The organism is Marvinbryantia sp. (genome assembly GCF_047017445.1).
In the GTDB taxonomy this organism is placed as follows: domain Bacteria; phylum Bacillota; class Clostridia; order Lachnospirales; family Lachnospiraceae; genus Marvinbryantia.
On record NZ_JBKXTT010000005.1, the window covers coordinates 238,560 to 264,850 of the forward strand.

The following is a 26,291-nucleotide window of genomic DNA, read 5'->3' on the forward strand; positions in this document are numbered from 1 at the left end:
ATATGGAAACAAACAAAGAATTAGAGAGCATCGTGCAGCCCCTGCTTGCCTGGTTTGACACAAATGCAAGGGTACTGCCCTGGAGAGATTCTCCGACACCGTATCATGTATGGGTGTCGGAAATCATGCTGCAGCAGACGCGCGTGGAGGCGGTAAAGCCGTTTTTTCAGAGATTCACGGAGGCACTTCCGGACGTTGCCGCACTTGCGGCGTGTGGGGAGGAAAGGCTTTTAAAGCTCTGGGAGGGGCTTGGCTATTACAATCGCGTCCGCAATATGCAGAAGGCAGCACAGACGGTGATGGAGGAATACGGCGGAGAGCTTCCGGCGGATTACGAAGCGCTTCTAAAGTTAAAGGGAATCGGCAGCTACACGGCGGGAGCGATTGCCTCGATCGCCTTTCAGATACCGGTTCCGGCGGTCGACGGGAATGTGCTGCGCGTGATTTCCAGAGTTACCGCCAGTGAAAAGGATATTTTAAAGGCATCCGTAAAAAAGGAGATGGAAAACCATCTGAAAGCGATCATGCCGAAAGACAGGGCGGGCGCGTTTAATCAGGCGCTGATGGAGCTGGGAGCGATCGTCTGCGTGCCGAATGGTCCGGCAAAATGCGATATCTGCCCGCTGCGCGATCAGTGCAGGGCGTTTGCGCGGGGAATTGTCAGCTCTCTTCCGAAGAAAGCGGCGGCAAAACCGCGCAGAGTGCAGGAGCGCACGGTCCTTATCATCAAAGACGGCGAACGGGTGGCAATCCACAAAAGACCGCCGAAGGGACTGCTTGCGGGACTTTATGAGCTTCCGAATGTCGAGGGAGCGTTAAGTGACGGGCAGGTCCTGGAGCTATTGAAAAAAAAGCGTTTTTCACCGATCCGTATCCTTCCGCTTGAGGGGGCGAAGCATATTTTCAGTCATGTGGAGTGGCACATGACCGGTTACGTGATCACGATCGAGGAGCCGGAGAAGGAGACGGAATATTTATTTGTCGAGCCGCGGGAGACGGAGGAGAAATATCCGATTCCGGCAGCATTTGCAGCGTATACGAAATACCTGCAGATAAAACTTGGACAAGAGAAATACAGGGAGGAAGAGTAGAAGTTTATGAAGATACTATCCATTGCAATTCCAAGCTATAATTCGCAGAATTATATGAGAAAGTGCATCGAATCGCTGCTTCCGGGCGGCGAGGACGTCGAGATCATTATTGTGGACGACGGTTCAAAGGACGACACGGCGAAGATCGCGGACGAATATGCCGCGAAATATCCGACCATCGTAAAGGCGGTGCACCAGGAGAACGGCGGTCACGGCGAGGCGGTGAATGCCGGTCTGCGCAATGCCACCGGGCTTTATTTTAAGGTTGTTGACAGTGACGACTGGGTAGATAAGGACGCTTATCCGAAGGTGATCGCCACGCTGAAGAGCCTGATCGGCGGTCCCGATGTGGTCGACATGATGATTTGCAACTACATCTATGACAAGGTGGGCGCAAAGCGCAAAAAAATCATGCAGTACCGTCATCAGCTCCCGGTGGGACGCGTATTCAGATGGGATGAGGTAGGCGTGCGCACCGGACATTATATTCTGATGCATTCCGTTATTTACCGCACAAAGCTTCTGCGCGAGTGTAAGCTGGAGCTGCCGAAGCACACCTTCTATGTGGACAATCTGTTTGTATTCCAGCCGCTTCCGTTTGTAAAGAAAATGTATTATATGGACGTGGAGCTTTATCATTATTTCATCGGGCGCGAGGATCAGTCTGTCAATGAGCAGGTAATGATCGGCAGGATCGACCAGCAGATTAAGGTCAACAAGATGATGATTGATATTATGGCGAATCTGAAGGGGCTGAACAAGCACTGCCGGAAATACATGATGAGCTATCTGGATATTATTATGACGGTGTCCTCCATGCTGCTGCTCAAATCCGGCACGGATGAAAATTTCGAGAAAAAACAGGAACTCTGGCGCTACCTGAAAAGTGCGGACATGGGGCTGTACTGGAAAATCCGTCACGGACTGCTTGGACGGGCGTGCAACCTTCCGGGAAAGGGAGGACGATCCGTATCGGTGGCAGGCTACAAGCTGACGCAGAAGTTTTATGGATTTAATTAAAAAGAAACTGCCGCTTATCCGATGATAAACGGCAGCTTTTCTTCGCTTAAGGAGACCTCCATGGAAGCTTCAACGGCGGCAGCCTCTCCATCCGTGTGGATCGCCTGCGCAGAGCCTGCGAAAAGCTTCGCCTTTTTGCAGCGCAGGATATGTACGCCCTTGTAGCCCACGTGTCTGCCGCTGAAGGCGGTCGGGAGCAGGAGGAGAATCTTCAGCTTCGGCATTTTTTCAATGAGGCAGATATCGAGAAGGTCGTCCTCCGCCGTGGCATTGGGGCAGAACATAAAACCGCCGCCCTCGTATTTCAGATTCATGACCGCGGCAAAATAAACCGCCGGGAAGGTGACCGGCTCTTTGTCATCCAGCACCAGCGTGAGAGAAAACGGGCGCAGCAGGAGGAGCTGCTTCAGGGCGATGCCGAGATAGGTGAGCTTTCCAAGTCCGACGCGGTTTAAAACAGGCTTTATTTTCGAGCGGAAGGTCTCGTGACAAACTGCCGCGTCAAAGCCGATGCCGGTGCTGACAGCGAAATGGCGGTCTTTTCCGTTTACACGGACACAGCCGGAATGAATGCGGCGGATTGCACAAGGGTGCAGAATCGCTGCAAGCGCCGCCTCCGGGTCTGTCGGAAGTGAGAGCCCTCTGGCGAGGTCATTGCCGGAGCCGGTGGGAATATAGCCGAAGCGGATAGCGGAATAATCGTGCAGACCGCTGATAACCTCATTTGCCGTGCCGTCGCCGCCCACCGCCACGATGGTGCAGAGGGGGCTGCCGGACGTGCGGGTGTCTGCCGCCTGCGGGGCATATTTTGCGCAGAGCATGTCCGCGATGCGCGTGGCGTGGCCGGGTCCCTTCGTAAAAAATACTTTGTAGGCGACCTGCTCCTGCCGTAATATTCCGGCAAGCCGTTCCCAGATTTTCCGCCCTTTGCCGGAGCAGGCGTTCGGATTGACGATGAAACAGTACATGATGTTCTCCTTTGCAGCGCAAAGTCCCGCAAAGCGGGAACCTTTTTTCTTAATCATACAGGATATACCGAAAATTGTAAACAAAGATGTGGAATTTACAGGTGCGAACGGTATTCCGTCGGGGTTACGTTTTTGTATTCCCGGAATTTACGAATAAAGTAACTGAAATTATCAAATCCGACGGAAAGCGCGACCTGGGAGACCGGCAATTCTGAATCCGTGAGTATCTGGCAGGCTTTTTGAATCCGGTATTCATTGATAAAAGCAATAGGTGGTTTCCCGATTTCCTGTTTAAAATAATGGCAGAAATAATTGGGACTCATAAAACATATTTTGGCCAGATCCGGTAAAGATATCGGTCCGGCATAGTTTTCGTGTATATATTCTATCACTTTCTTCAGTTTATTCTGGGAATCCTTTTCTTTTGAAGATATGGTATTTTCTAAAAAGCAGTCTGCCTGAAAAAACAATTCCAGTATCTGTAATATATGAATTTTGATGCTTAAAGAAGCACAGGAGGGGAGCGTGTGATAGAGCCGTATAATCTCCTGCATGTGAAACAGAATCATCTGGGATTCTTCCGGCGAAAATACAGAGGGAAGCGTGGGGAATATCAAATTACCGCTGGTGACCGGGCGGATAAAATTATGCTGGCATATATCGTATAATGTAAAGTCCAGAATGTCCGGATTAAAAACGATTGCGTGATGCAGAGAGGGTCCCCCGGATTTAATTTCATGCAATTCTCCGGAATTAATAAAACAAAATTCGCCTGGGTGCAGGGTAAAAGACCTGCCGCGTACGGTCAGATTCAGCACGCCGTGCTCTGCACAGATCCACTCTAATTCCTCATGCCAATGCTGTGACACGGAAAAGAAACCATCCTTATCATGGTGGGAATATACCTGCAGGGGAAAAACGGCTGTGCCGTGCGTATTGTTTTCATGGTAAATCGGAATCATGCAGTTTCACTCCAAATCGTAAAATAGTGTTATTATCTGGTAAGATTATGCAAGCATGAAAGCTTTTTCTATACTATACTAAAAAACACAATGAAAAACAAGAAGGGGGCAGAAAATATGGAAAAAAAGTGGTGGAAAAGCAGTGTTGTATATCAGATTTACCCGCGGAGCTTTTGCGACAGTAATGGGGATGGAATCGGCGATTTGAACGGAATCCGGTCAAAATTGTGGTATTTAAAGGAACTGGGAATCGACGTAATCTGGTTAAGTCCGGTGTACCAGTCGCCCAATGACGATATGGGCTATGATATCAGCGATTACCAGGCGATTATGAAGGAATTCGGAACGATGGAAGACTACGACCGTATGCTCGAACGGGCACATGAGCTCGGAATTAAGATAATGATGGATCTGGTGGTCAATCATACCTCCGATGAACATGCATGGTTCGTGGAAAGCCGGAAATCAAAAGATAATCCGTACCGTGATTTTTATATATGGAGAGAAGGAAAGGACGGAAAAGAACCGAATAACTGGGGGTCCTGCTTTGGCGGTTCGGCGTGGAAATATGACGGGGCGACAGACCAGTATTATCTGCATCTGTTTTCACAAAAGCAGCCGGATCTTAACTGGGAGAATGAGGCTGTAAGAAAAAGTGTGTTCGATATGATGACCTGGTGGTGCGATAAGGGCATCGACGGATTCCGGATGGACGTGATCAGCCTGATATCGAAGGTGCCGGAGCTTCCGGATGGAACGGTGGGGAAAAGCGGATATGGAGATTTCGGACCATATTGCGCAAACGGACCGAGAGTACACGAGTATTTGCAGGAGATGAACAGGAAGGTCTTATCCAAATATGACCTTATCACAGTAGGAGAGTGCTCCGGGGTTACGGTAGAAGAGGCGAAAAAATACGCTTCCTCTTCGGGAAAAGAACTCAATATGGTGTTCCAGTTTGAGCATATGGATCTTGACGGCGGAGAAAGCTTTAAATGGAATCACAAAAAGATAAAGCTGTCAGAGCTTAAAGCGGTTATGAGCAAATGGCAGACACAGCTCCAGGGAAAGGCGTGGAACAGTCTCTACTGGTGCAACCATGACCAGCCGAGAATACTTTCCCGTATGGGAAACGATACTCAGGAGTATCGCGAGATATCCGCAAAGATGCTGGGCACATGCCTGCATATGCTGCAGGGAACCCCCTACATTTTCCAGGGAGAAGAGCTGGGAATGACAAATTATCCATTTACATCGCTGGATGAGTTCCGGGACATTGAAAGCATTAATGCCTACCATGAACTCACAGAAAAGGGAATTATCTCACCGGAAGAAATGTTTGACTATATAAGCTATAAAGGAAGAGATAATGCCCGCACTCCGATGCAGTGGGATGACAGCGAACATGCCGGATTTACAAAAGGGACCCCGTGGATAGCGGTAAACCCGAATTATAAGGAAATTAACGCGAAGGAACAGCTGGAGAGAGCGGATTCGGTATTTCACTATTACCAGAAGCTGATTGCGCTGCGCAAACAGTACGATATCATTGTGTATGGAGATTATGAATTACTGCTGCCGGAAAGCGAAGAAATATATTCTTATATCCGCAGCCTGGAAGAGCAGAAGCTCCTGGTGATCTGCAGCTTTACGGAGCAGAAGATATCTTATGAAGTGCCGGAAAATTTGCGGGGAAGAAATGGGAAAATACTGATTTCTAATTATAACCGGGCCAGGGTACAGGAATCTATGACGCTGGAGCCGTATGAATGTATGGCAGTTTTGTATCAGGACAGACCCGTGGCAGAGTGGTAAAATACGGATCAGCTATGAGGTTACTGCGAACGGAGTGAACAGTAACATTATGAGCGCTCTGACGGGGAAAGGCTGAACTGTTCCTATTGAATTTGCGGAAATTTTATGCTACTATGGAGCAACAGGGCAAAAAAATTTCCGCCTGCACGGACAGATGGACTACGATGAAAGATGCGGGCGCAGAAATCAGTCTGGAGGAGATCAGCCCGGAGAAAGAAGAATGATGGAGGAGCGTTATGGAAAAAGAGACAGTTTCCAGAAATTTTATCGAGCAGATAATTGATAAGGACATTGCGGAGGGAAAATGTGATACGGTCTGCACGCGGTTTCCGCCGGAGCCGAACGGCTACCTGCACATCGGACACGCAAAATCCATTTTATTAAATTACGGAATTGCACAGCAGTACGGAGGAAAATTCAACCTGCGCTTTGACGACACGAATCCGACGAAGGAAAAGATGGAATTTGTAGAATCCATCAAAGCCGACGTGGCGTGGCTGGGAGCCGACTGGGAGGATCGCCTGTTCTTCGCGTCCAGCTATTTTGATCAGATGTATGAGGCGGCAGTGCTGCTCATCAAAAAGGGCAAGGCGTTTGTCTGCGATTTATCGGCGGAGGAAATCCGCCAGTACCGCGGCACGCTCACGGAGCCGGGCAAAAACAGTCCCTACCGTGATCGCAGCATCGAGGAGAACCTGCGTCTTTTCGAGGAGATGCGTGAGGGAAAATATGCTGATGGCGAGAAGGTGCTGCGCGCAAAGATCGATATGGCGTCGCCGAACATCAACATGCGCGATCCGGTCATTTATCGTGTAGCGCACATGAGCCACCACAATACCGGCGACAAATGGTGTATCTACCCGATGTACGATTTTGCGCATCCGATCGAGGATGCCATCGAGGGCGTGACACATTCTATCTGCACGCTGGAATTTGAGGATCACCGCCCGTTGTATGACTGGGTGGTGCGCGAGGTCGGTTATGAGAAGCCGCCGAAGCAGATTGAGTTTGCAAAGCTCTACCTCACCAATGTCGTTACCGGAAAACGTTACATCAAAAAATTAGTCGAGGACGGCATCGTGGACGGCTGGGACGATCCGCGCCTGGTGTCGATCGCGGCTCTGCGGCGCCGCGGCTTTACGCCGGAATCCATCAAGATGTTTGTGGATCTGTGCGGCATTTCCAAGAGCCAGAGTTCTGTGGACTACGCGATGCTTGAATACTGCATCCGCGAGGATCTGAAGCTGAAGAGAGCGCGCATGATGGCAGTGCTCGATCCGGTGAAGCTGATCATCGACAACTACCCGGAGGATCAGGTGGAATATCTGGAGGTTGTCAACAATCTGGAAAATCCGGAGCTTGGATCGCGCAGAGTGCCGTTTAGCCGTGAGCTTTATATCGAGCGTGAGGACTTCATGGAGGTTCCGCCGCGCAAATATTTCCGTCTGTTCCCGGGCAATGAGGTGCGTCTGATGAACGCCTACTTTGTAAAATGCGAGAGCTTTGTAAAGGATGAGAACGGAAAGATCACTGAAATCCACTGTACCTACGATCCGGCGTCCAAGGGCGGCAACAGCCCGGACGGACGCAAGGTGAAGGGCACGATCCACTGGGTGGCGGCGCCGACAGCCGTGAAGGCGGAGGTGCGCCTGTATGAAAATATTGTTGATGAGGAAAAGGGCGTCTACAACGAGGACGGCAGCATCAACGTGAACCCGAATTCGCTTACGGTGCTGAAGGAATGCTGCATTGAGCCGGAGCTGGCGCAGGCAAAAGCATATGACAGCTTCCAGTTTGTCCGCCAGGGCTTCTTCTGTGCGGATGCGCACGATTCGAAGCCGGATGCGCTGGTGTTTAACCGCATCGTATCGTTAAAGAGTTCCTTCCGTCTGCCGAAGGATGAGACAAAAGCATGAATGAATTAACCATCAGTCTGGACGCGAAAGCGTCCAGACCGCTTTATGAGCAGATTTATGAATATATCAGGCAGGAGATCCAGAGCGGGGGACTGCCCTGCGGCGAGCGGCTGCCGTCCACCAGAGGGCTTGCGAAGTATCTGGAGGTGAGCCGCAGCACAGTGACGCTTGCCTACGAGCAGCTTCTCTCGGAGGGCTATATCGACAACCAGCCCGGCAGCGGCTACTTCGTCAACGACCTGGAGGGGCTGTACCGGCTGCCGCAGGAGGAGAGCTTTGCCCAGAAGCATTCGGAGGAGCGCGCGGAGAAATGGCGGTATGATTTTTCGCCGTCCGGCGTTGATCTTGGAAGCTTTCCGCATAACACCTGGCGGAAGATTTCCAAAAATATTCTGATGCAGGATAATAAAGACTTTTTTCTGCTCGGCGCGCCGGAGGGTGAGGAGGAGCTGCGGCGGACCATCGCCGCTTATGTGCGTCAGGCACGCGGCGTGCGCTGCCAGCCGGAGCAGATCATCATCGGGGCGGGAAACGATTATCTTCTGATGCTGCTGAATGCGGTTCTTGGAGAGTGTACTTACGCGCTGGAAAATCCGACCTACAAAAAAGCGTACGATATCTTTCAGACGCTGGGGCGGCAGGTGACGGCGGTGGAAACCGACGAATACGGGATGCGTGTGGAATCACTTGCCGTAAGCGGCGCGCAGGCCGCTTATGTGATGCCCTCGCACCAGTTTCCGCTCGGCATTGTCATGCCTGTCGGACGCAGGCGGCAGCTTCTTAACTGGGCGGCGGAAAAAGAAGGGCGCTATGTGATCGAGGACGATTACGACAGCGAATTCCGCTACAAGGGCAAGCCGATTCCGGCGCTGCAGGGGCTGGATGAAAACGGAAAGGTGATCTATATCGGCACCTTCTCCAAATCCATTGCGCCGGCGATCCGTATCAGCTTTCTCGTGCTGCCGCCGGAACTGATGGAGCGCTACCGTGCGCGCGGACGTCGGTTCTCTTCGACGGTGCCCCGCATGGACCAGAAAATTCTGGCGGAATTTATCAAAAGCGGCGCCTATGAGCGTCATTTAAACAGAATGCGCGCCCTCTACCGGACGCGTCACGATGCGCTTTTAGAAGCTCTGAAGGAATTTCCGGAGATCTTTCATATTTCCGGCGAGTATGCGGGCACGCACCTGCTTGTTACGCTGCCGGAGCGCATCAGCGAGCGCACGGCGGTGGAGGCGGCGAGAGAGCGGGGGGTACGCGTCTATGGGCTTTCCGCTTATTGCGTGGAAGGGCATAGACCGAAGGAAACGACCCTGATCCTCGGCTATGCCACTATGCATGAGGACGAGATCCGCCAGGCGGCGAGAATTCTTGGAGAGCTTTATATGCTGCTGTAAATACCACTTTTATGTAAAACTTGCATCATTGTGATGAAATCTTTTAAATTGACGAATGCACATCTTTCCTGTATAGTAGATAGAAGAAGGCGAAGAGGCTTTTGCAGAAAACTGCAAAGGTCTCTTTTTTTATTAAAAAAGGGAGTGAAAGTATGAGAGATCTGATAGAGCGCACGGATATGATTAACCAGCTTCTCGCGCGTTATGGCGTGAAGTTTGGCATCTATAAGAACAACACGTTCCACGAGCAGCTTTTTCCGTTTGACGCGATTCCGCGGGTGATCACGAAAGCGGAGTTTGAGGTGATGGAAAAAGGGCTGGTCCAGCGTGTGGATGCTTTAAATTTGTTTTTGAAGGATATTTACGGGAAGAAGCAGATCGTAAAGGACGGCGTGGTGCCGGAGGAGTTTGTGTTTTCCTCAAAGGGCTATCTGCCGGAATGCGAAAACCTGCTGCCGCCAAAGGGCATCTACAGCCACATTTCCGGGATCGACCTGGTGCAGGCGAAGGATAAAAGCTGGTACATTCTGGAGGACAATCTGCGGATCCCGTCGGGCGCCTCCTATCCACTGATCGCACGGGAGCTGTGCAGGCGGGCGGCGCCGGAGACCTTCCGGCACAACGGAGTGGTGGACAACCGCAATTACGCGCAGCTTCTGAAGGAGACGATGGAATACGTAAACTGCGGCGGCATCCGCGTGATCATGACGCCGGGGCGTTATAATGCAGCATATTTTGAGCATTCCTACCTTGCGGAGCGCACCGGCAGCGTACTTGCCACCGGCAGCGACCTGTTCGTGGAGGATAACTGCCTCTACTATAAGGATTATGGCACGCATAAGCAGAAGGTTGGCGTGATCTACCGGAGAATTTCCGATGAATACCTGGATCCGTGCACCTTCCTGCCGGAATCGCTGATCGGCATTCCGAATCTGATGTCGGCGTACCGGGCAGGCAACGTAGCGATCGTCAACGCGCCGGGCAACGGGGTGGCGGACGACAAGGGCATCTACTATTTTGTACCGAAGATGATCGAGTATTATCTGCAGGAGACGCCGATCCTGAAAAATGCGCCGACCTATCTTCCCTACTATGAGGATGACCGGCGTTATGTGCTGGAAAATCTGGAAAAACTGGTGATAAAGGACGTCTCGGAGGCGGGCGGCTACGGCGTGGTATTCGGAAGGGATCTGGATAAAGAGGCGCTGGAAAACATGCGCAGCCTGATCGTCACGCAGTCGCGGCGGTTTATCGCCCAGGAGGTTATCGATTTTCTGGATCTGGAGATTATGGATGGCTATGAGCGCGTGGAGCGCAAGGCGGATCTGCGCGCGTTCGTGCTTGCCGGAGAAAAGACAAGAGTATGGGCGAGCGGGCTGACGAGATTTTCACGCAACCCGGATTCATTTGTGGTAAATTCATCGCAGGGAGGAGGCTTTAAAGACACATGGGTACTGTCTCATTAGAAAAAATGAACCATCTGTTCTGGCTTGGCAGATATACGGAGCGGGTTTACACGACTCTGCTCATGTTTGACAGATATTATGACATTATGATCGATCAGGATGCGCACGTTTACCGGGAATATTGCCGGAGACTGGCGATCCCGGACATTTACACGGACCGGAAGCAGTTTGCGCAGTCGTATCTGTTCGACAGGGAAAATCCGGATTCCATGTACGCCAATCTCATGCGCGCGTTCGACAACGCAGTTGTTCTGCGCGAGGAGGTGAGCAGCGAGGTGCTTGCCTACATCCAGATGTCGCTTGACGTTTTAAAGGCCGCGAAGAACCGTCCGGCGCCGGTCATGGAGCTGCAGAAGGTGACGGATTATCTGCTTGCGTTCTGGGGCGCGGCGGACGATTATGTGGAGAACGAGGAATCGAGAAACGTTATCAAGTGCGGAAAATATCTGGAGCGTCTGGATCTTTACTTTCGTTTTGACAGCCCGGCTCCGATGCTGGAAAAGGAGTACAGCAAGCTGATCAACCGGATAAAGCGCGTCAGCCTGCCGTTCAGCAGGGAGAATCTCGACACCTTCATAGATATTGCGCGGGACGGCGAAAAGCGGAAGGCGCAGTATACGGAAGCGCTGGAGCTGCTTGGCAGCGCCGTTGGAGTATAAATATGAAAGCGCTGGATTTTTATTACCGGATGCGGCTTGATTTTGATGCACCGGTGCGGGAGCATGATTTTGCGCTGCGCTATGTCCCGCACACGGACAGCGTGCAGGAGATCAGCGTCAGAACAAAAAAAGTGGAACCGGCAGACTGGCTCTGTGAGGAGACGGATACGTTCGGAAATCATGTTTATATCGGGCGCTGCAGCCGGGAACACGATTATTTTATGTGTGAGGTTTCCGGAACGGCAAAGGTAGACGTCAGCCGCCGGGAGCGGGAGGAATGCCGCTGCTGTTATTCCTATCCTACGCGGTTGACTGCATATGAGCCGGAGGTGCTTGATTTTTTGAAGCGTTTCCGGCTTCCGGATTGTACAAATTTTGAAAAGGCATGTATTTTAATGCAGCATCTGTACGATCATTTTAAATATGAGAGCGGTGTGACGAATATCGAGACGACTGCCGGGGAAGCGCTGCGGGGAGGGCGCGGTGTGTGCCAGGATTATGCGCACATTTTTATTGCGCTCTGCAAATGCAGCCGCATTCCGGCACGGTATGTGGCGGGACTGCAGATCGGCGAGGGGGCGACGCACGCCTGGACGGAGATCTATGACGACGGCATGTGGAAGGGCTTTGATCCGACGCACAACCGTTTTATTGACGACGTTTATATCAAGCTGTCGCACGGAAGGGATTATACTGATTGTATTCTGGATCGCGGCGTCTTTTACGGGCGCACGGGGCAGAAGCAGGAAATTTATGTAAATGTGGAGGAAGTGTCATGATACTGGAGGTTTCCAAGGCGGATCTGCCGGTGGGCGAGCATCTGCTGATACAGAAAAACCGTATACAACCAGAAAAGCTGACGGGAAAGGAAAAACGGATCGCAATCGTGACGGGCACGCACGGGGACGAGCTGGAGGGGCAGTTTGTGTGCTGCGAGCTGCAGCGCAGGATCCATGAGCACCCGGAATATCTAAAGGGCATTGTGGATGTCTATCCGGCACTGAATCCTCTGGGAATCGAATCGATCACGCGCAGCATTCCGATTTTTGATCTTGATATGAACCGCATTTTTCCGGGAAACCGGGAGGGCGGCATTGCAGAGAACTGCGCGGCGGATATTATTGAGGATATCAGAGGGGCGGACGTCTGTGTTGACATCCATTCCAGCAATATTTTTCTGATGGAGATCCCGCAGGTGCGTATCAACGAGCTGACGGCGGATACGCTGGTGCCGCTTGCAAAGCACCTGAATGTGGACTTTGTGTGGGTACATGCTTCTGCAACCGTACTGGAGTCGACGCTGGCGTATAGTCTGAACCAGGCAGGCGTGCCGACGCTGGTCGTGGAGATGGGCGTCGGAATGCGCATTACACGGAAATACTGCGATCAGCTCACGGAAGGACTTTTTAATCTGATGAAGGAGCTTGGCATGTGGGAGGGGGAGACAGGACCGGTCATCGAGCCGGTTATTTCCACTGACCACCAGGTTGGCTTTCTGAACGCCAATACCTCCGGCATTTTTGTGCCGTCTGTGGAGCACGGCGATTATGTGCGAAAAGGGCAGCATATGGGCGACATCCTGCATCCGCTTACCGGGGAGACGGTTGAGAGGGTATGCGCCTGTATGACGGGGATGGTGTTTACCAGGAGGGAATACCCGATCGTCTACAGCGGATCGCTGCTGGCAAGGATTCTGGGAGGTGTGATCTCATGAGGATGGAGGATATCTATGCGCTGGACGGCGTTTACCGCGAGCCGATGTGCGTGAAGGGTTATTTTTTCGGAAAAGGAAAGAAGGCGGCGTGCGTGGTCGGCTCCATGCGCGGCAATGAGATCCAGCAGCTCTATGTATGCTCGCAGCTTGTGAAGGCGCTGGAGGAGCTGGAAAAGAAGGGGGCAATCGCGGCAAACAATGAGATACTGGTGATCCCGGCGGTCAATGTCTACTCTATGAACATTGAGCGGCGCTTCTGGGCGCTGGACAATACGGACATTAACCGGATGTTTCCGGGGTACAGCGAAGGCGAGACGACGCAGCGCATTGCCGGCGGCGTATTTGAAAAGGTGAAGGATTACGATTACGGCATTCAGTTTGCCAGCTTTTATACACCCGGCGATTTTGTGCCGCATGTGCGCATTATGGATACCGGCTTCACGAACGAAAGCCTGAGTAATCTGTTCGGACTTCCCTATGCCGTTATCCGCAAGCCGCGCCCGATCGATACGGCTACACTGAATTATAACTGGCAGATCTGGGAGCGCAATGCCTTTTCCGTGTATACCAAGGAGACAGACTGCATTGACGAGACATCCGCGCAGCAGGCGGTCGCTGCAGTCCTGCGGTTTCTCACACGCATGGGAATCATCCGTTACCACAGCCATAGCGGTTACATTGCTTCTATTATAAATGAGGAAGAGCTTCGCACCGTTCATGCCGACATGGGCGGCATCTACCGCCGCCATGCAAAGCCAGGCGACGAGGTGCAGTGCGGAGAGGTGATGGCGGAAATCCTCCACCCCTACGAGGGCTACGTCATGTCGCAGGTCATTGCTCCGGTAGACGGCATCGTCTTTTTTGCACACAAAAAGCCGCTCGTCTGCGAGCATGAGATTGTTTATCGGCTGATCAAGCGGATGCATCTTTAGCTGGGTGGAATTCGCTTTTCTTCTGTGGGAATGTGTGTTATATTAAACATATAGAAACCACAGGAGAAAAGCGCATGAAACAATACTATGATTATTTGACGGATTTTATTTTTATGGAGGATACTCCGCAGGAGGCGGACGTTATCTTCATCCCGGGCAGCGGCTACGGCGAGCTGGCGATCCATGCTGCAGAGCTGTATCACCAGGGCTTCGCAAAGAAAATCGTGGCGTCCGGGAAATACAGCATTCTGGGCGATTCCTTCGCAGGACCGGTTTCTCCCAGGGAGTATGTTGGGAAAAACTATAAGACGGAAAGTGATTTTCTGACGGCGATCCTTCTGGAAAAAGGCGTTCCGCACGAGGCGATCCTGCAGGAAAAACAGGCGACCTATACCTACGAAAATGCAATATACACGGCAAAGCTTCTGGCAGGACAACAGATAAAACGGGCGCTGCTCGTCTGTCAGACCTTCCATGCGCGCAGGAGCTTTCTGTATTATAAGATTCTGTTTCCGGATACGGAGCTTCTTGTATGCCCGGTGAATACGCGCGGCATTACGAGAGAAAACTGGTATCTTGACGCGGAGAAGATCGACACGGTATTAGGAGAGGTGGAGCGCTGCGGCGGGCAGTTTCACGAGATTATGAAAGAGCACGCCGCACGGATGATAAATGAAAGATAAAAAACGCCCGGTTCAGAGCCGGAACTGACCGGTAATCGCCAGCTTCAAAAAGCCAAGTATGATCAGATGCACTGGATAGAACCAGTAGAAAAAGTATTTCATCTGCTTTCCGCGGGTACCGTTATAGAACCAGACAAGGATAAACGACAGGGGCGCCCATGCTTCCCAGGAAATTGCGATAGCGCCGAAAATCGACTGTAAACGACGATCGAAGCGCAGGAAATAAAGCACCTCGATTAAAAATACTCCCTTAAATCCATAATCCGTATACATGACCTTTGCAAGGTACAGACCGCCCGCCAGGATCGCGGCTTCCATGAGAATGGAAAACCAGCGCTGCAGGGCGTTTTTTGTCGGTCTTTGCTCAAAATAGGTGACACCCATCATGACCAGCAGTCCGATGAGCAGGGTAAAGTAAACATTCTGGTGATGCCAGCTGAACAGGTTGTTTGCCAGTGCAAAATCAAACGGCAGCTCGGAAATCAGCGCGAAGAGAAATAACCGCAGCGCATATTTTACTGTGCTTCTGGTATGGATAAAGCCTTCCACGAGCAGAAAGCAAAAAACAGGAAATGCCAGACGACCGATAGCGCGCGTAACGGGATAAAGCTCCGTAAAAAAATGCTGCATATTTTCGGGCGCGAAATACCGAAGCGGTCCGACGAGAGCCGCTCCGGTATGATCGATCATCATTGTAACGATTGCGAAAATTTTCAGGGTACTTCCGCTGAGGGAAGGGCGTTTGTATGTGTACATGGTCTATTCCGTATCGCTTTCTGCTTCTGTTTCCGTTACCGTTTCGCTGGTATCTTCGGCAGAAGCCTCATCATCGGAAATCTCATCATCAGAAGCCTCATCGTCGGAAACCTCATCATCAGAAGCCTCATCATCAGAAACCTCGTCATCAGAAACTGCATCATCAGAAATTTCAGCATCAGCGTCCTCGTCTATGACTTCGACATCCTCTTCATCCAGATACTCGATATCCAGATCGTCCGTGTCGTAGTACAGCTCGGCATCCACATCGTTGAAATGATTATTTTCACCAAGGAAGTCAAGCACCTTTGTACGAAGCAGATAATATTTATAAGAAGTAATGTCCCCGATCGATTTTTCATATTCTTCCGTGGAGAGATACTCGGAGTACAGCATATCCTCCTCCAGACTTGCCTGATATTCCTCGTCGGATACGGAAAGCTTTTCCTTTGCGGCAATGGTGTACACGACCATACGCTCGTACATCGTTTCCAGAATGTAGGCTTCCTGGTCGTAATCCTCGCCGTAAATTTCCTGGATATCGTCGACGCCGTAGTCTTCCATAGCTGTTTTTTCCTCGGTTTCCACGGCGGTCCGGCAGCTTTCATAAAGCTCCTCCGGACGTCCGCTGAAGGTAGAGCTGTCAATGACGGAGATCAGCAGATCTTCGCATGCCATATCCATTGCGTCGGCGGCGTATTCCTCTTCGAGGGAGGTCCTAAGCTGCGCTTCGTATTCTTCGACAGTAGAGCAGTCAGAAACACTGGCGACATATTCGTCGTTGTATTCCGGCATAACGACTTCATATATTTCGTTCAGCGTAACCTCAAAGGTGGCGAGCTGCCCGTCCAGAATGCCGTCGTAGGGTTCCGGGAAGGTAATGTCGAAGGTCTTTGTCTCGCCGGCCTTCATGCCGACGATCTCGTCCTCAAAGCCGTCGATGAAGCTGTCGCTGCCAAGCTCAAGCTCCATATCTTCCATGGAACCGTCCTCCAGCTCTTCGCCGTCTACCGTGCCCGCGAAATCGATCACAACAACATCGCCGTCTTTTGCGGCGCGGTCTGTGATCTCGTTGTATTCCGCCATCATATAACGCTCGTTTTCGATAGCGCTCTGCAGATCCTCATCGGTGATGGTCGTGACCTGACGATCGACAGTGAGACCGGTATAGGCGCCGAGATCCACATATTTTTTCGAGTAGTCCTGGACGAGACCCTTTTCGCCGCTGCAGCCGGCGAGAAGCGCTGCGCTGCAGGCAGCGGTAAGGAGCAACATGATTTTCTTATTCATATTCATAAAGCTTTAATCCTTTCGTGTGAAATTGTGAATAAAAAGAGTATAGCATGAAAATGTGAAGCTTGTGTGTAAAATTTTTTAATAATGAAAAAAAAGATTGAGATTCCATGGGAAGTGTAGTATACTAAGCGCATGAGCTTTGAGACAAGGAGGATACAGCACTATGAAGCATATTAAAACACTGAATACGCAGAGCTTGCAGAATACTTTGAAAAAAGGCGGATGCGGCGAATGTCAGACATCCTGCCAGTCAGCATGCAAGACTTCCTGCACAGTAGGAAACCAGAGCTGCGAAAACAACAAATAAGAAAGACGGATAAGCAGCGGAGATTCTTCGCTGCTTATTATAAGTTAGCGGAGTGTAAGAAAAAAATGGTTCACCAATACAAAAACAATGGTTTCAACATGGTACTGGATACCAACAGCGGTGCCGTCCATGTCGTTGATGAGACCGTATACAGAGTCATCGGGCTTTTGAATGAGGGACGATCCCCGGAGGAGATCAAGAGCGCGCTGACGCCGGCATACGGGGAGGAAGAGGTCTGTGAGGCGCTCGCCGAGTGCGAAGAGCTCAAAACGGCGGGGCAGCTTTTCACAGAGGATATTTACAGAGATGCGATTATTGATTTCAAAAAGCGCAAAACCGTGGTGAAAGCGCTCTGCCTGCATATCGCGCACGACTGTAATCTGGCGTGTCGTTATTGCTTTGCGGAGGAGGGCGAGTACCACGGAAGGCGCGCGCTTATGAGCTATGAGGTCGGAAAAAAGGCGCTCGACTTTCTGATCGCCAATTCCGGCAGCCGCAGAAACCTGGAGGTCGATTTCTTCGGCGGCGAGCCGCTTTTAAACTGGCAGGTCGTGAAGGATCTGGTAAAATACGGAAGAGAGCAGGAAAAGCTGCATGATAAAAAATTCCGTTTTACGCTCACGACCAACGGCGTGCTTTTAAACGACGAGGTGATGGAATTCTGCAACCGTGAGATGGCAAACGTCGTGCTCAGTATCGACGGAAGAAAAGAGGTGCACGACCGGATGCGCCCGTTCCGCGGCGGAAAGGGCAGCTACGAGCTGATCCTGCCGAAATTCCAAAAGTTTGCCGACAGCCGCGGCCAGCAGAAATACTATGTGCGCGGCACCTTCACGAGAAATAACCTCGATTTTGCCAAGGACGTGCTCCATCTCGCCGATCTCGGCTTTAAACAGATTTCGGTGGAGCCGGTGGTGGCGGCTCCTGAGGAGGACTACGCGCTGCGCGAGGAGGATATCCCGGTGATCTGCGAACAGTATGATAAGCTTGCAAAAGAGATGATAAAGCGCGAAAAAGAAGGGAGAGGCTTTAACTTTTTCCACTTTATGATAGATCTTACCGGCGGACCGTGCGTGTATAAGCGTCTGTCCGGCTGCGGTTCCGGAACAGAGTACCTTGCGGTGACGCCCTGGGGCGATCTCTACCCGTGCCATCAGTTTGTCGGGGAAGAAAAGTTCCTGATGGGAAATGTGGACGAGGGCATTGTGCGCACCGACATTGTCGATGAATTCAAGGGCTGCAATGTCTATGCAAAGGAAAAGTGCCGGGACTGCTTTGCAAGATTTTACTGCAGCGGCGGATGTGCGGCAAATTCCTATAATTTCCACGGGCATATCAACGACGCATATGACATCGGCTGTGAGCTGCAGCGCAAGCGTGTGGAATGCGCGATCATGATCAAGGCGGCGCTTGCGGAGGATTAAGCGTTTTTTGGTAAAATGTTAATTTAGTCTGCAAATAAAAAGTCAAGCAGAAATTGATGAACTTTGAAAATTTTATACAGGTTGAAATTAGGGCATAAACGTTAAGCCACCGGTTTACGCTGGCTTAAGAAAAAAGGAAGCCATATATTGTGCCACCTATAAGGGATGTTCACATTTTAATTTTTGAACATAGCCTACAGAACATCGGAATTCCCGGGCAATACGACGCATGGGAATTCCTTGTGCGATACATTCTCTGATAGCATCTTTCTCGCGGTCAGAGAATTTCGGTATCCTTCCGGCATTGCGTGGATTTTCGTTCGCTTTTATGACGGTTCCTCCAATGGACAGGGCATAATCCGCCGCGTCTTTCTCGGAGAAAAAACCAGCCACAACAGGCACGCCTTTGAGGACGAGATATCTGAAATTTACCTCGCAGGGATATGTTTTATATTCCATCCTTCTCCGCCTCCGTGTCGGATGTCTGGGGCAGTGAGGCAAGATATTCCTTTACCCGCCCGTAATAAATACGGAGAAATTTGTTCGCACCAGCGGTCATGTAGACGTAATAAGGTTTGCCCTGCGCCCGTTTTTTATCCATAAAGGCGTAAACGGGATCGTCAGCAGGGGAACGTTTGATGAGCCCGTCCATGATCTGGAACAGGGTTTTGCGCAGATACGGCGAGCCTTTCTTTGTGGTAGGCACACTTTTACGGATGCGCTGCCCGGAATCATCCTTTCCGGGGTCAACGCCGGCAAAAGCAGTCAGAGCCCCGCGGTGTGTAAACCGTGTCACATCCCCGATCTCAGACATGAGCTGGGGACCGAGGGTAGGCCCGACACCATCCATAGCCAGAACAACCGGATATTCCGGCAGCGCGGAAGCAGCCTTATCCATTTCCAGACGGAGGGATTCTACTGTCCGGGAAGCAGTATTAAGCATTGCCACAGCCTGCCAGATGAGCATTTTTGTGTTGTCATCTTTTGGAAATACGGCGATCAGGTCAGAAGAGGCATGGTAGATATTTTCCGCTTTCTGTGCGCTGAAATTATAACCTTTGCGTTTGCACCAGTTCTGGTAATGCTTTTTGAAGGCTTCCGGCGACCTGGAGCGGACACAGTCCACATGCCAGTAGGTATGGACAAAATCCACCCATTTCTGGCTGCCATCGCTGCGCGCAGGGCTGTCAAAGAAGTCATTAGCACCCGGATAAGTCTGGTCAAGCAGGGCAATAAGATTGTTTTTCATGGCAGTTTTCTGTGCCATATAGAAGCCGAACTGTCGGTTCATGGTTTTTAATTGGTTGCGTGTTTTATCCATGATTCCATATTGCTTCAGTTTTGCCCAGCGGTCAAGAGTATAGCGTGCGATTTTTTTGGAATCCGCTTTGTCGGTCTTTGGAGTGCGCAGGGAATCATCCCCGAAGTTCCTGATGAGAATGGGGTTTACGGCGCTAACAAAGATACCGGCGTCAGAAAGCCACATGGCGACCGGCTCGTAGTACCTTCCGGTGTGCTCCATGCAGACCTTCGTCTCCCCGTCAAGCTCCTTTATCTGCCCGATCAGTCCGTTGATAGCGGACTGTGTATGGGGAATGTCGCGGGGAGGCATCAGGACAACGTCGCCAGGCCTGCGGATGGTAACAGTGCTCTTGCCTTTGGAAACATCAATACCAACAGCGTTCATAATGGATACTCCTTTACAATGAATCAGCAATGGTCAATACCAGATTTACTCATTGCCTGTTCAATCTACTGGGTATCACACGAACGCCTGTGGGTTCAACCTGCGTAAAACGAATGCTGCGAATGAGGGCTGGTTGGCTGACTAAATTACGGACGTAAAGTCCTAGTAGAAGGTGGCCAGACCTATTGCCTTACTCATTCTAACAGCTTAAGCAACAAGATGGGTAATTCCTTACTGGCTGTAAGGGGTATTAACCATAAATACATTGTAGTCTGCAAATAAAAAGTCAAGCAGAAATTGATGAACTTTGAAAATTTTATACAGGTTGAAATTAGGGCATAAACGTTAAGCCACCGGTTTACGCTGGCTTAAGAAAAAAGGAAGCCATATATTGTGCCACCTATAAGGGATGTTCACATTTTAATTTTTGAACATAGCCTACAGAACATCGGAATTCCCGGGCAATACGACGCATGGGAATTCCTTGTGCGATACATTCTCTGATAGCATCTTTCTCGCGGTCAGAGAATTTCGGTATCCTTCCGGCATTGCGTGGATTTTCGTTCGCTTTTATGACGGTTCCTCCAATGGACAGGGCATAATCCGCCGCGTCTTTCTCGGAGAAAAAACCAGCCACAACAGGCACGCCTTTGAGGACGAGATATCTGAAATTTACCTCGCAGGGATATGTTTTATATTCCATCCTTCTCCGCCTCCGTGTCGGATGTCTGGGGCAGTGAGGCAAGATATTCCTTTACCCGCCCGTAATAAATACGGAGAAATTTGTTCGCACCAGCGGTCATGTAGACGTAATAAGGTTTGCCCTGCGCCCGTTTTTTATCCATAAAGGCGTAAACGGGATCGTCAGCAGGGGAACGTTTGATGAGCCCGTCCATGATCTGGAACAGGGTTTTGCGCAGATACGGCGAGCCTTTCTTTGTGGTAGGCACACTTTTACGGATGCGCTGCCCGGAATCATCCTTTCCGGGGTCAACGCCGGCAAAAGCAGTCAGAGCCCCGCGGTGTGTAAACCGTGTCACATCCCCGATCTCAGACATGAGCTGGGGACCGAGGGTAGGCCCGACACCATCCATAGCCAGAACAACCGGATATTCCGGCAGCGCGGAAGCAGCCTTATCCATTTCCAGACGGAGGGATTCTACTGTCCGGGAAGCAGTATTAAGCATTGCCACAGCCTGCCAGATGAGCATTTTTGTGTTGTCATCTTTTGGAAATACGGCGATCAGGTCAGAAGAGGCATGGTAGATATTTTCCGCTTTCTGTGCGCTGAAATTATAACCTTTGCGTTTGCACCAGTTCTGGTAATGCTTTTTGAAGGCTTCCGGCGACCTGGAGCGGACACAGTCCACATGCCAGTAGGTATGGACAAAATCCACCCATTTCTGGCTGCCATCGCTGCGCGCAGGGCTGTCAAAGAAGTCATTAGCACCCGGATAAGTCTGGTCAAGCAGGGCAATAAGATTGTTTTTCATGGCAGTTTTCTGTGCCATATAGAAGCCGAACTGTCGGTTCATGGTTTTTAATTGGTTGCGTGTTTTATCCATGATTCCATATTGCTTCAGTTTTGCCCAGCGGTCAAGAGTATAGCGTGCGATTTTTTTGGAATCCGCTTTGTCGGTCTTTGGAGTGCGCAGGGAATCATCCCCGAAGTTCCTGATGAGAATGGGGTTTACGGCGCTAACAAAGATACCGGCGTCAGAAAGCCACATGGCGACCGGCTCGTAGTACCTTCCGGTGTGCTCCATGCAGACCTTCGTCTCCCCGTCAAGCTCCTTTATCTGCCCGATCAGTCCGTTGATAGCGGACTGTGTATGGGGAATGTCGCGGGGAGGCATCAGGACAACGTCGCCAGGCCTGCGGATGGTAACAGTGCTCTTGCCTTTGGAAACATCAATACCAACAGCGTTCATAATGGATACTCCTTTACAATGAATCAGCAATGGTCAATACCAGATTTACTCATTGCCTGTTCAATCTACTGGGTATCACACGAACGCCTGTGGGTTCAACCTGCGTAAAACGAATGCTGCGAATGAGGGCTGGTTGGCTGACTAAATTACGGACGTAAAGTCCTAGTAGAAGGTGGCCAGACCTATTGCCTTACTCATTCTAACAGCTTAAGCAACAAGATGGGTAATTCCTTACTGGCTGTAAGGGGTATTAACCATAAATACATTGTAGTAGTAGGAGGAAGAGAAAATGAACAAGAACAAATCACTGGCGGTTGTGATCGGAACGGTCGTTCTGGTCCTGCTGCTGGGTTTCACCACGATCGTCGGTTTCGGACCGACAGGCACGGGCGCGGCAAGAAATATCCTGCTCGGGCTTGATCTGTCCGGCGGCGTCAGCATTACCTACCGCGCGGTCGGCGAGGAAACGCCGTCTGCGGAAGACATGAGCGATACCATCTACAAGCTGCAGCAGCGTGTCGCAGGCTACAGCACGGAGGCGCAGGTTTACCAGGAAGGCTCTGACCGTATCAACATCGAGATCCCGGGTGTATCGGATGCGAACGCGATCCTGGAGGAGCTTGGAAAGCCGGGTTCCCTTACCTTCCAGCTTGAGGACGGCACGGTCGTGCTGGACGGTACCGACGTGAAAACGGCAAGTGCAGGCACTGCGCCGGATGAGATGGGCAACAGCCAGAATGTGGTAGAGCTGGTTCTTACCGATGAGGGCAGCACAAAGTTTGCCGAGGCTACCAGCGAGAATATTGGCAACATTATTTATATTGTTTATGATGATGCGGTGATCAGCAGTCCGGTCGTGCAGACAGCGATCACAGGCGGTACGGCACAGATCAGCGGTATGGCGGATCATGAGGAGGCGGAAAAGCTGGCGTCCTCCATCCGTATCGGATCTCTGTCTATCGAACTGGAAGAGCTTCGCTCAAACGTTGTCGGCGCTCAGCTTGGACAGAAAGCGATCTCCACCAGCCTTATGGCAGGTCTGATCGGTCTGATCCTGGTGATTTTGTTCATGGCGGTCGTTTATCGCGTGCCGGGTATTGTGGCGGGCGTATCTCTGCTGATCTACACAGGACTTGATCTTTTATGCTTAAATGCATTTGACCTCACGCTTACCCTTTCCGGTATTGCCGGTATCATCCTTTCTATCGGTATGGCAGTGGATGCAAATGTCATCATCTACGCGCGTATCCGCGAGGAGATTACGGCCGGCGTATCGGTGAAGGCGGCGATCAAGACCGGTTTCCAGAAGGCGCTTTCCGCAATTCTGGACGGAAATATCACGACCCTCATTGCAGCGGCAGTGTTGGCGTGGAAGGGCACCGGCACCATCCAGGGCTTTGCTCAGACGCTGGCGCTTGGTATCGTGCTTTCCATGTTTACGGCGTGCGTGATCTCCCGCCTGATCATGACGGCAGTATATACGCTGGGTGTGCAGGATGAGAAGTATTATGGAAGAGCAAAGGAAGTAAAGCCGATCGACTTTGTCGGCAAGAGAAAGATTTTCTTTATTATCTCTCTGGTACTCGTGCTTTCCGGTCCGGCAGCAATGCTGATCCACAAGGGCAGCGAGGGTAAGATCTTAAACTACAGTCTGGAGTTTATGGGCGGTACGGCGACGACCGTTACCTTTAACGAGGACTACAGCATCGAGGAACTGGAAGAACAGGTGCAGCCGGTAGTAGAGGGCGTCACTGGCGACGCGAACATCCAGATGCAGAAGGTGACCGGCGGCAATCAGGTTATCATTAAGACGAGGGAGCTTACCGTTGATGAGCGTCAGGAAATGGAAGAAAAGCTGGTTTCCGATTTCGCAGTGGACGAGACGCTGATCTCCACGGAGAGTATTTCTTCTACGATCAGCGGAGAGATGAAGAGCGACGCTATCGTGGCGGTTATCATCGCGACCATCCTTATGCTGCTGTACATCTGGTTCCGCTTTAAAGATATCCGTTTTGCGACCAGCGCTGTTATCGCGCTGCTGCACGACGTGTTCGTGGTACTTGCCTGCTATGCCATTGTATGGATCAGCGTCGGCAATACCTTTATCGCATGTATGCTGACGATCGTGGGTTATTCCATCAACGCGACCATCGTTATTTTCGACCGTATCCGTGAAAATCTGCACGGTATGAAGAAAAAGGACACGATCGCGGACGTTGTGAACCTCAGTATCACGCAGACGCTCACCAGAAGTATCTACACCTCCATTACCACGTTTATCATGGTTGCGGTGCTGTATATACTTGGCGTCAGCTCCATCCGCGAGTTTGCGCTTCCGCTGATGGTCGGCATCGTTTGCGGCGGATATTCCTCCGTCTGCATCACCGGGCCGCTGTGGTATGTCATGAAAACAAAGATTAAGAGCAAACAATAGAGCTTGGGGACCGTGAAGAGCGGTCCCTTTTTTACAAAGATCAATATAGAAGGAAGATACATATGGAAAAATGGGTGGTTGCCGCCAAGCGCGCGGATTTTGGTGCGATCGCGAAAAAGTTTGGCATTGATCAGGTAACGGCGCGGCTGATCCGCAACCGGGATATCATCGGGGACGCCGCCATCGAGGAATACTTAAACGGAAGCCTTTTAAATCTTCACAGCGCGCATCTGATGAAGGATTGTGAAAAAGCAGTGGAGCTTTTGACGGACAGGATCGATGCGCAGAAAAAGATCCGTATTATCGGGGATTATGATATCGACGGAGTATGCGCGACCTATATCCTATACCGGGCACTTTTGCTCTGCGGGGCGAATGTGGATTACGATCTGCCGGACCGCATTCTGGACGGCTACGGGCTGAATCAGAATCTGATCGACCTCGCAAACGACGAGGGCGTGGATACGATATTGACGTGCGACAACGGAATAGCGGCCGTGGAGCAGGTCGCCTATGCGCGCAGTCTTGGCATGACGGTAATCGTGACGGATCACCACGAGCCGGGAGCGGTGCTGCCGGATGCGGACGCGCTGATAAATCCGCATCAGAAGGAATGTCCGTATCCCTACAAAAATCTCTGCGGGGCGGCGGTGGCGTATAAGCTGGTAACGGTGCTCTACGAGGCGATGGGCATCCCACAGGAGGAGAGCGAAAAGCTGGTGGAGTTTGCGGCGTTTGCAACGGTCGGGGATGTGATGGACCTCACCGGCGAGAACCGCATTCTCGTAAAGGAAGGGCTGCTGCAGCTCAACAATACCTCAAATCTGGGGTTTCAGGCGCTTATCCGCGTGAACGGTCTGCAGGATAAGGAAATCACAGCCTATCACATTGGATTTGTGCTCGGACCCTGTCTGAATGCCGGCGGACGCCTGGACACGGCGAAGAAATCGCTGGCGCTGCTGCTGGCGGAGTCGGAGACGGAAGCGACGGAGCTGGCTGAGGAGCTGCTGGAACTGAACGGGCGGCGCAAAGAAATGACGCTGGAGGGATACGAGCAGGCGGTGGAGCTGATCGAGACAAGCTCCATGAAGGAGGATAAGGTGCTGGTCGTCTATCTGCCGGGCTGTCACGAAAGCCTTGCCGGGATTATTGCCGGGCGGCTGCGGGAGCGCTACTATCGCCCGACGATCGTGCTGACGCAGGGCGAGCATGAGGTGAAGGGCTCCGGGCGGTCGATCGAAAGCTATTCCATGTTTGAGGAGCTGCAGAAATGCGGCGACCTCTTCTTAAAATTTGGCGGACATCCGATGGCGGCGGGCTGCTCGCTGAAAAAAGAAAACGTGGATAAGCTGCGCAGGCGGCTGAATGAACAGACGACGCTCACGCAGGACGATCTGACAGAGAAGATCGTGATCGATGTGCCGATGCCGCTGGATTATATTTCCGAGCGGCTGATCGGAGAGCTTTCCTATCTGGAGCCGTTCGGGAAGGGAAACAGCAAGCCGGTGTTCGCGGAAAAAAATCTCGCTGTCTGCAGCGCAAGAGTGGTCGGACAGAGCGGGCGCGTGGTGCGTATGCGGGTGGCGAACGCCGCCGGGACGATGATGGACGCCGTTTACTTTGGTGACGCGAAGGTTTTCCGTGAATACATCGAAGAAAAATACGGATGTGCAGAGACGGAGAAGCTGTTTCAGGGGCGGAAAAACGCAGTGCATCTTTCGGTAATCTACTATCCGTCCATCAACGAGTACAATGGACTGCGCAGTATTCAGATCGTGGTGCAAAGTTATCAGTAGAGGGGGCAGCTCCGGAAGTATAAAGCCGGATACTGCC

At 51.4% G+C, this 26,291-nt stretch carries 24 protein-coding genes and 1 pseudogene; 16 read left to right on the top strand and 9 right to left on the bottom strand.

Annotated features, from left to right (window positions below; all coding sequences use genetic code 11):
- Positions 1-2 precede the first annotated feature (2 nt).
- Together mutY and ACLU9Q_RS07795 are read left to right on the top strand one after the other, a co-directional pair.
- Positions 3-1,091: an A/G-specific adenine glycosylase gene (gene mutY / locus ACLU9Q_RS07790; RefSeq protein ID WP_296840933.1), complete on the top strand. Its 1,089-nt coding sequence runs from the start codon at positions 3-5 to the stop codon at positions 1,089-1,091.
- Positions 1,092-1,097: 6 nt separating this feature from the next.
- The gene (locus ACLU9Q_RS07795; protein WP_302592068.1) at positions 1,098-2,111 is read left to right on the top strand and encodes a glycosyltransferase family 2 protein; all 1,014 of its coding nucleotides are present in this window, start codon (positions 1,098-1,100) and stop codon (positions 2,109-2,111) included.
- A gap of 14 nt (positions 2,112-2,125) precedes the next feature.
- Here the strand turns inward: ACLU9Q_RS07795 and ACLU9Q_RS07800 are convergent, their stop codons facing one another.
- Together ACLU9Q_RS07800 and ACLU9Q_RS07805 are read right to left on the bottom strand one after the other, a co-directional pair.
- A complete protein-coding gene (locus ACLU9Q_RS07800; protein ID WP_296928361.1) occupies positions 2,126-3,136 on the bottom strand; it encodes a diacylglycerol/lipid kinase family protein in 1,011 nt (336 codons plus the stop codon).
- 38 nt (positions 3,137-3,174) lie between these two features.
- Positions 3,175-3,648 carry an AraC family transcriptional regulator gene (locus tag ACLU9Q_RS07805; RefSeq protein WP_334297259.1) on the bottom strand — a complete coding sequence of 158 codons (474 nt, stop codon included), beginning with the start codon at positions 3,646-3,648 and terminating at the stop codon, positions 3,175-3,177.
- On the opposite strand from ACLU9Q_RS07805, the gene ACLU9Q_RS07810 reads away from it, so the two are divergent.
- Positions 3,607-3,747, top strand: a complete 141-nt coding sequence (locus ACLU9Q_RS07810) for a hypothetical protein (RefSeq protein WP_330490609.1) — start codon at positions 3,607-3,609, stop codon at positions 3,745-3,747. The genes ACLU9Q_RS07805 and ACLU9Q_RS07810 overlap by 42 nt on opposite strands.
- Before the next feature lie 39 nt (positions 3,748-3,786).
- Here the strand turns inward: ACLU9Q_RS07810 and ACLU9Q_RS07815 are convergent.
- Positions 3,787-4,041, bottom strand: a pseudogene (locus ACLU9Q_RS07815) (AraC family ligand binding domain-containing protein); the annotation flags it as partial.
- 117 nt (positions 4,042-4,158) lie between these two features.
- Between ACLU9Q_RS07815 and ACLU9Q_RS07820 the strand changes: the two are divergent.
- The 9 genes from ACLU9Q_RS07820 to ACLU9Q_RS07860 all read left to right on the top strand — a co-directional run bounded on the left by ACLU9Q_RS07820 (position 4,159) and on the right by ACLU9Q_RS07860 (position 14,623).
- On the top strand, positions 4,159-5,856 hold the full coding sequence (locus ACLU9Q_RS07820; protein ID WP_296841003.1) for a glycoside hydrolase family 13 protein: 1,698 nt from the start codon (positions 4,159-4,161) through the stop codon (positions 5,854-5,856).
- A 236-nt stretch (positions 5,857-6,092) separates the two neighbouring features.
- Positions 6,093-7,772, top strand: coding sequence for a glutamine--tRNA ligase/YqeY domain fusion protein (locus ACLU9Q_RS07825; RefSeq protein ID WP_296841006.1), 1,680 nt, complete (start codon positions 6,093-6,095; stop codon positions 7,770-7,772).
- Positions 7,769-9,169: a PLP-dependent aminotransferase family protein gene (locus tag ACLU9Q_RS07830; RefSeq protein ID WP_296906475.1), complete on the top strand. Its 1,401-nt coding sequence runs from the start codon at positions 7,769-7,771 to the stop codon at positions 9,167-9,169. Before ACLU9Q_RS07825 ends, ACLU9Q_RS07830 begins: the two co-directional genes overlap by 4 nt.
- A 152-nt stretch (positions 9,170-9,321) precedes the next feature.
- Positions 9,322-10,635, top strand: a complete 1,314-nt coding sequence (locus tag ACLU9Q_RS07835; protein ID WP_296906478.1) for a circularly permuted type 2 ATP-grasp protein — start codon at positions 9,322-9,324, stop codon at positions 10,633-10,635.
- On the top strand, positions 10,617-11,294 hold the full coding sequence (locus ACLU9Q_RS07840; RefSeq protein WP_296839954.1) for an alpha-E domain-containing protein: 678 nt from the start codon (positions 10,617-10,619) through the stop codon (positions 11,292-11,294). The genes ACLU9Q_RS07835 and ACLU9Q_RS07840 overlap by 19 nt, the downstream gene beginning before the upstream one ends.
- A 2-nt stretch (positions 11,295-11,296) precedes the next feature.
- Positions 11,297-12,073 (top strand): transglutaminase-like domain-containing protein, encoded by a 777-nt coding sequence (locus tag ACLU9Q_RS07845; RefSeq protein ID WP_296839956.1) that lies wholly within the window; start codon positions 11,297-11,299, stop codon positions 12,071-12,073.
- Positions 12,070-13,008, top strand: a complete 939-nt coding sequence (locus ACLU9Q_RS07850; protein ID WP_296839959.1) for a M14 family metallopeptidase — start codon at positions 12,070-12,072, stop codon at positions 13,006-13,008. The genes ACLU9Q_RS07845 and ACLU9Q_RS07850 overlap by 4 nt, the downstream gene beginning before the upstream one ends.
- On the top strand, positions 13,005-13,940 hold the full coding sequence (locus tag ACLU9Q_RS07855) for a M14 family metallopeptidase (RefSeq protein ID WP_296839962.1): 936 nt from the start codon (positions 13,005-13,007) through the stop codon (positions 13,938-13,940). Before ACLU9Q_RS07850 ends, ACLU9Q_RS07855 begins: the two co-directional genes overlap by 4 nt.
- Positions 13,941-14,014: 74 nt before the next feature.
- Positions 14,015-14,623 (top strand): YdcF family protein, encoded by a 609-nt coding sequence (locus ACLU9Q_RS07860; RefSeq protein ID WP_296839965.1) that lies wholly within the window; start codon positions 14,015-14,017, stop codon positions 14,621-14,623.
- A 12-nt stretch (positions 14,624-14,635) separates the two neighbouring features.
- Here ACLU9Q_RS07860 and ACLU9Q_RS07865 read toward each other — a convergent pair whose 3' ends face one another.
- A complete protein-coding gene (locus ACLU9Q_RS07865; protein WP_296839967.1) occupies positions 14,636-15,379 on the bottom strand; it encodes a TraX family protein in 744 nt (247 codons plus the stop codon).
- Between the two features lie 3 nt (positions 15,380-15,382).
- Positions 15,383-16,675: a trigger factor gene (gene tig / locus ACLU9Q_RS07870; protein WP_296839971.1), complete on the bottom strand. Its 1,293-nt coding sequence runs from the start codon at positions 16,673-16,675 to the stop codon at positions 15,383-15,385.
- A 163-nt stretch (positions 16,676-16,838) separates the two neighbouring features.
- Between tig and scfA the strand changes: the two genes are divergently transcribed.
- Both scfA and scfB read left to right on the top strand, forming a co-directional pair.
- A complete protein-coding gene (gene scfA, locus ACLU9Q_RS07875; RefSeq protein ID WP_040781565.1) occupies positions 16,839-16,982 on the top strand; it encodes a six-cysteine ranthipeptide SCIFF in 144 nt (47 codons plus the stop codon).
- Between the two features lie 65 nt (positions 16,983-17,047).
- Positions 17,048-18,406, top strand: coding sequence for a thioether cross-link-forming SCIFF peptide maturase (gene scfB, locus ACLU9Q_RS07880; RefSeq protein WP_296839976.1), 1,359 nt, complete (start codon positions 17,048-17,050; stop codon positions 18,404-18,406).
- A 156-nt stretch (positions 18,407-18,562) separates the two neighbouring features.
- Here scfB and ACLU9Q_RS07885 read toward each other — a convergent pair whose 3' ends face one another.
- The 4 genes from ACLU9Q_RS07885 to ACLU9Q_RS07900 form a co-directional block, all read right to left on the bottom strand.
- The gene (locus ACLU9Q_RS07885; protein WP_296928017.1) at positions 18,563-18,865 is read right to left on the bottom strand and encodes a hypothetical protein; all 303 of its coding nucleotides are present in this window, start codon (positions 18,863-18,865) and stop codon (positions 18,563-18,565) included.
- Entirely contained in the window at positions 18,855-20,093 is a 1,239-nt protein-coding gene (locus tag ACLU9Q_RS07890; RefSeq protein ID WP_412624635.1) for an IS110 family transposase, read from the bottom strand. Before ACLU9Q_RS07890 ends, ACLU9Q_RS07885 begins: the two co-directional genes overlap by 11 nt.
- Before the next feature lie 400 nt (positions 20,094-20,493).
- On the bottom strand, positions 20,494-20,796 hold the full coding sequence (locus ACLU9Q_RS07895) for a hypothetical protein (protein WP_296928017.1): 303 nt from the start codon (positions 20,794-20,796) through the stop codon (positions 20,494-20,496).
- Entirely contained in the window at positions 20,786-22,024 is a 1,239-nt protein-coding gene (locus ACLU9Q_RS07900) for an IS110 family transposase (protein ID WP_412624635.1), read from the bottom strand. The genes ACLU9Q_RS07895 and ACLU9Q_RS07900 overlap by 11 nt, the downstream gene beginning before the upstream one ends.
- A 289-nt stretch (positions 22,025-22,313) precedes the next feature.
- Between ACLU9Q_RS07900 and secD the strand changes: the two genes are divergently transcribed.
- Both secD and recJ read left to right on the top strand, forming a co-directional pair.
- Positions 22,314-24,458 (top strand): protein translocase subunit SecD, encoded by a 2,145-nt coding sequence (secD, locus tag ACLU9Q_RS07905; RefSeq protein WP_296906304.1) that lies wholly within the window; start codon positions 22,314-22,316, stop codon positions 24,456-24,458.
- 62 nt (positions 24,459-24,520) lie between these two features.
- Positions 24,521-26,254 (top strand): single-stranded-DNA-specific exonuclease RecJ, encoded by a 1,734-nt coding sequence (recJ, locus tag ACLU9Q_RS07910; RefSeq protein ID WP_296838764.1) that lies wholly within the window; start codon positions 24,521-24,523, stop codon positions 26,252-26,254.
- Positions 26,255-26,291: the final 37 nt, after the last annotated feature.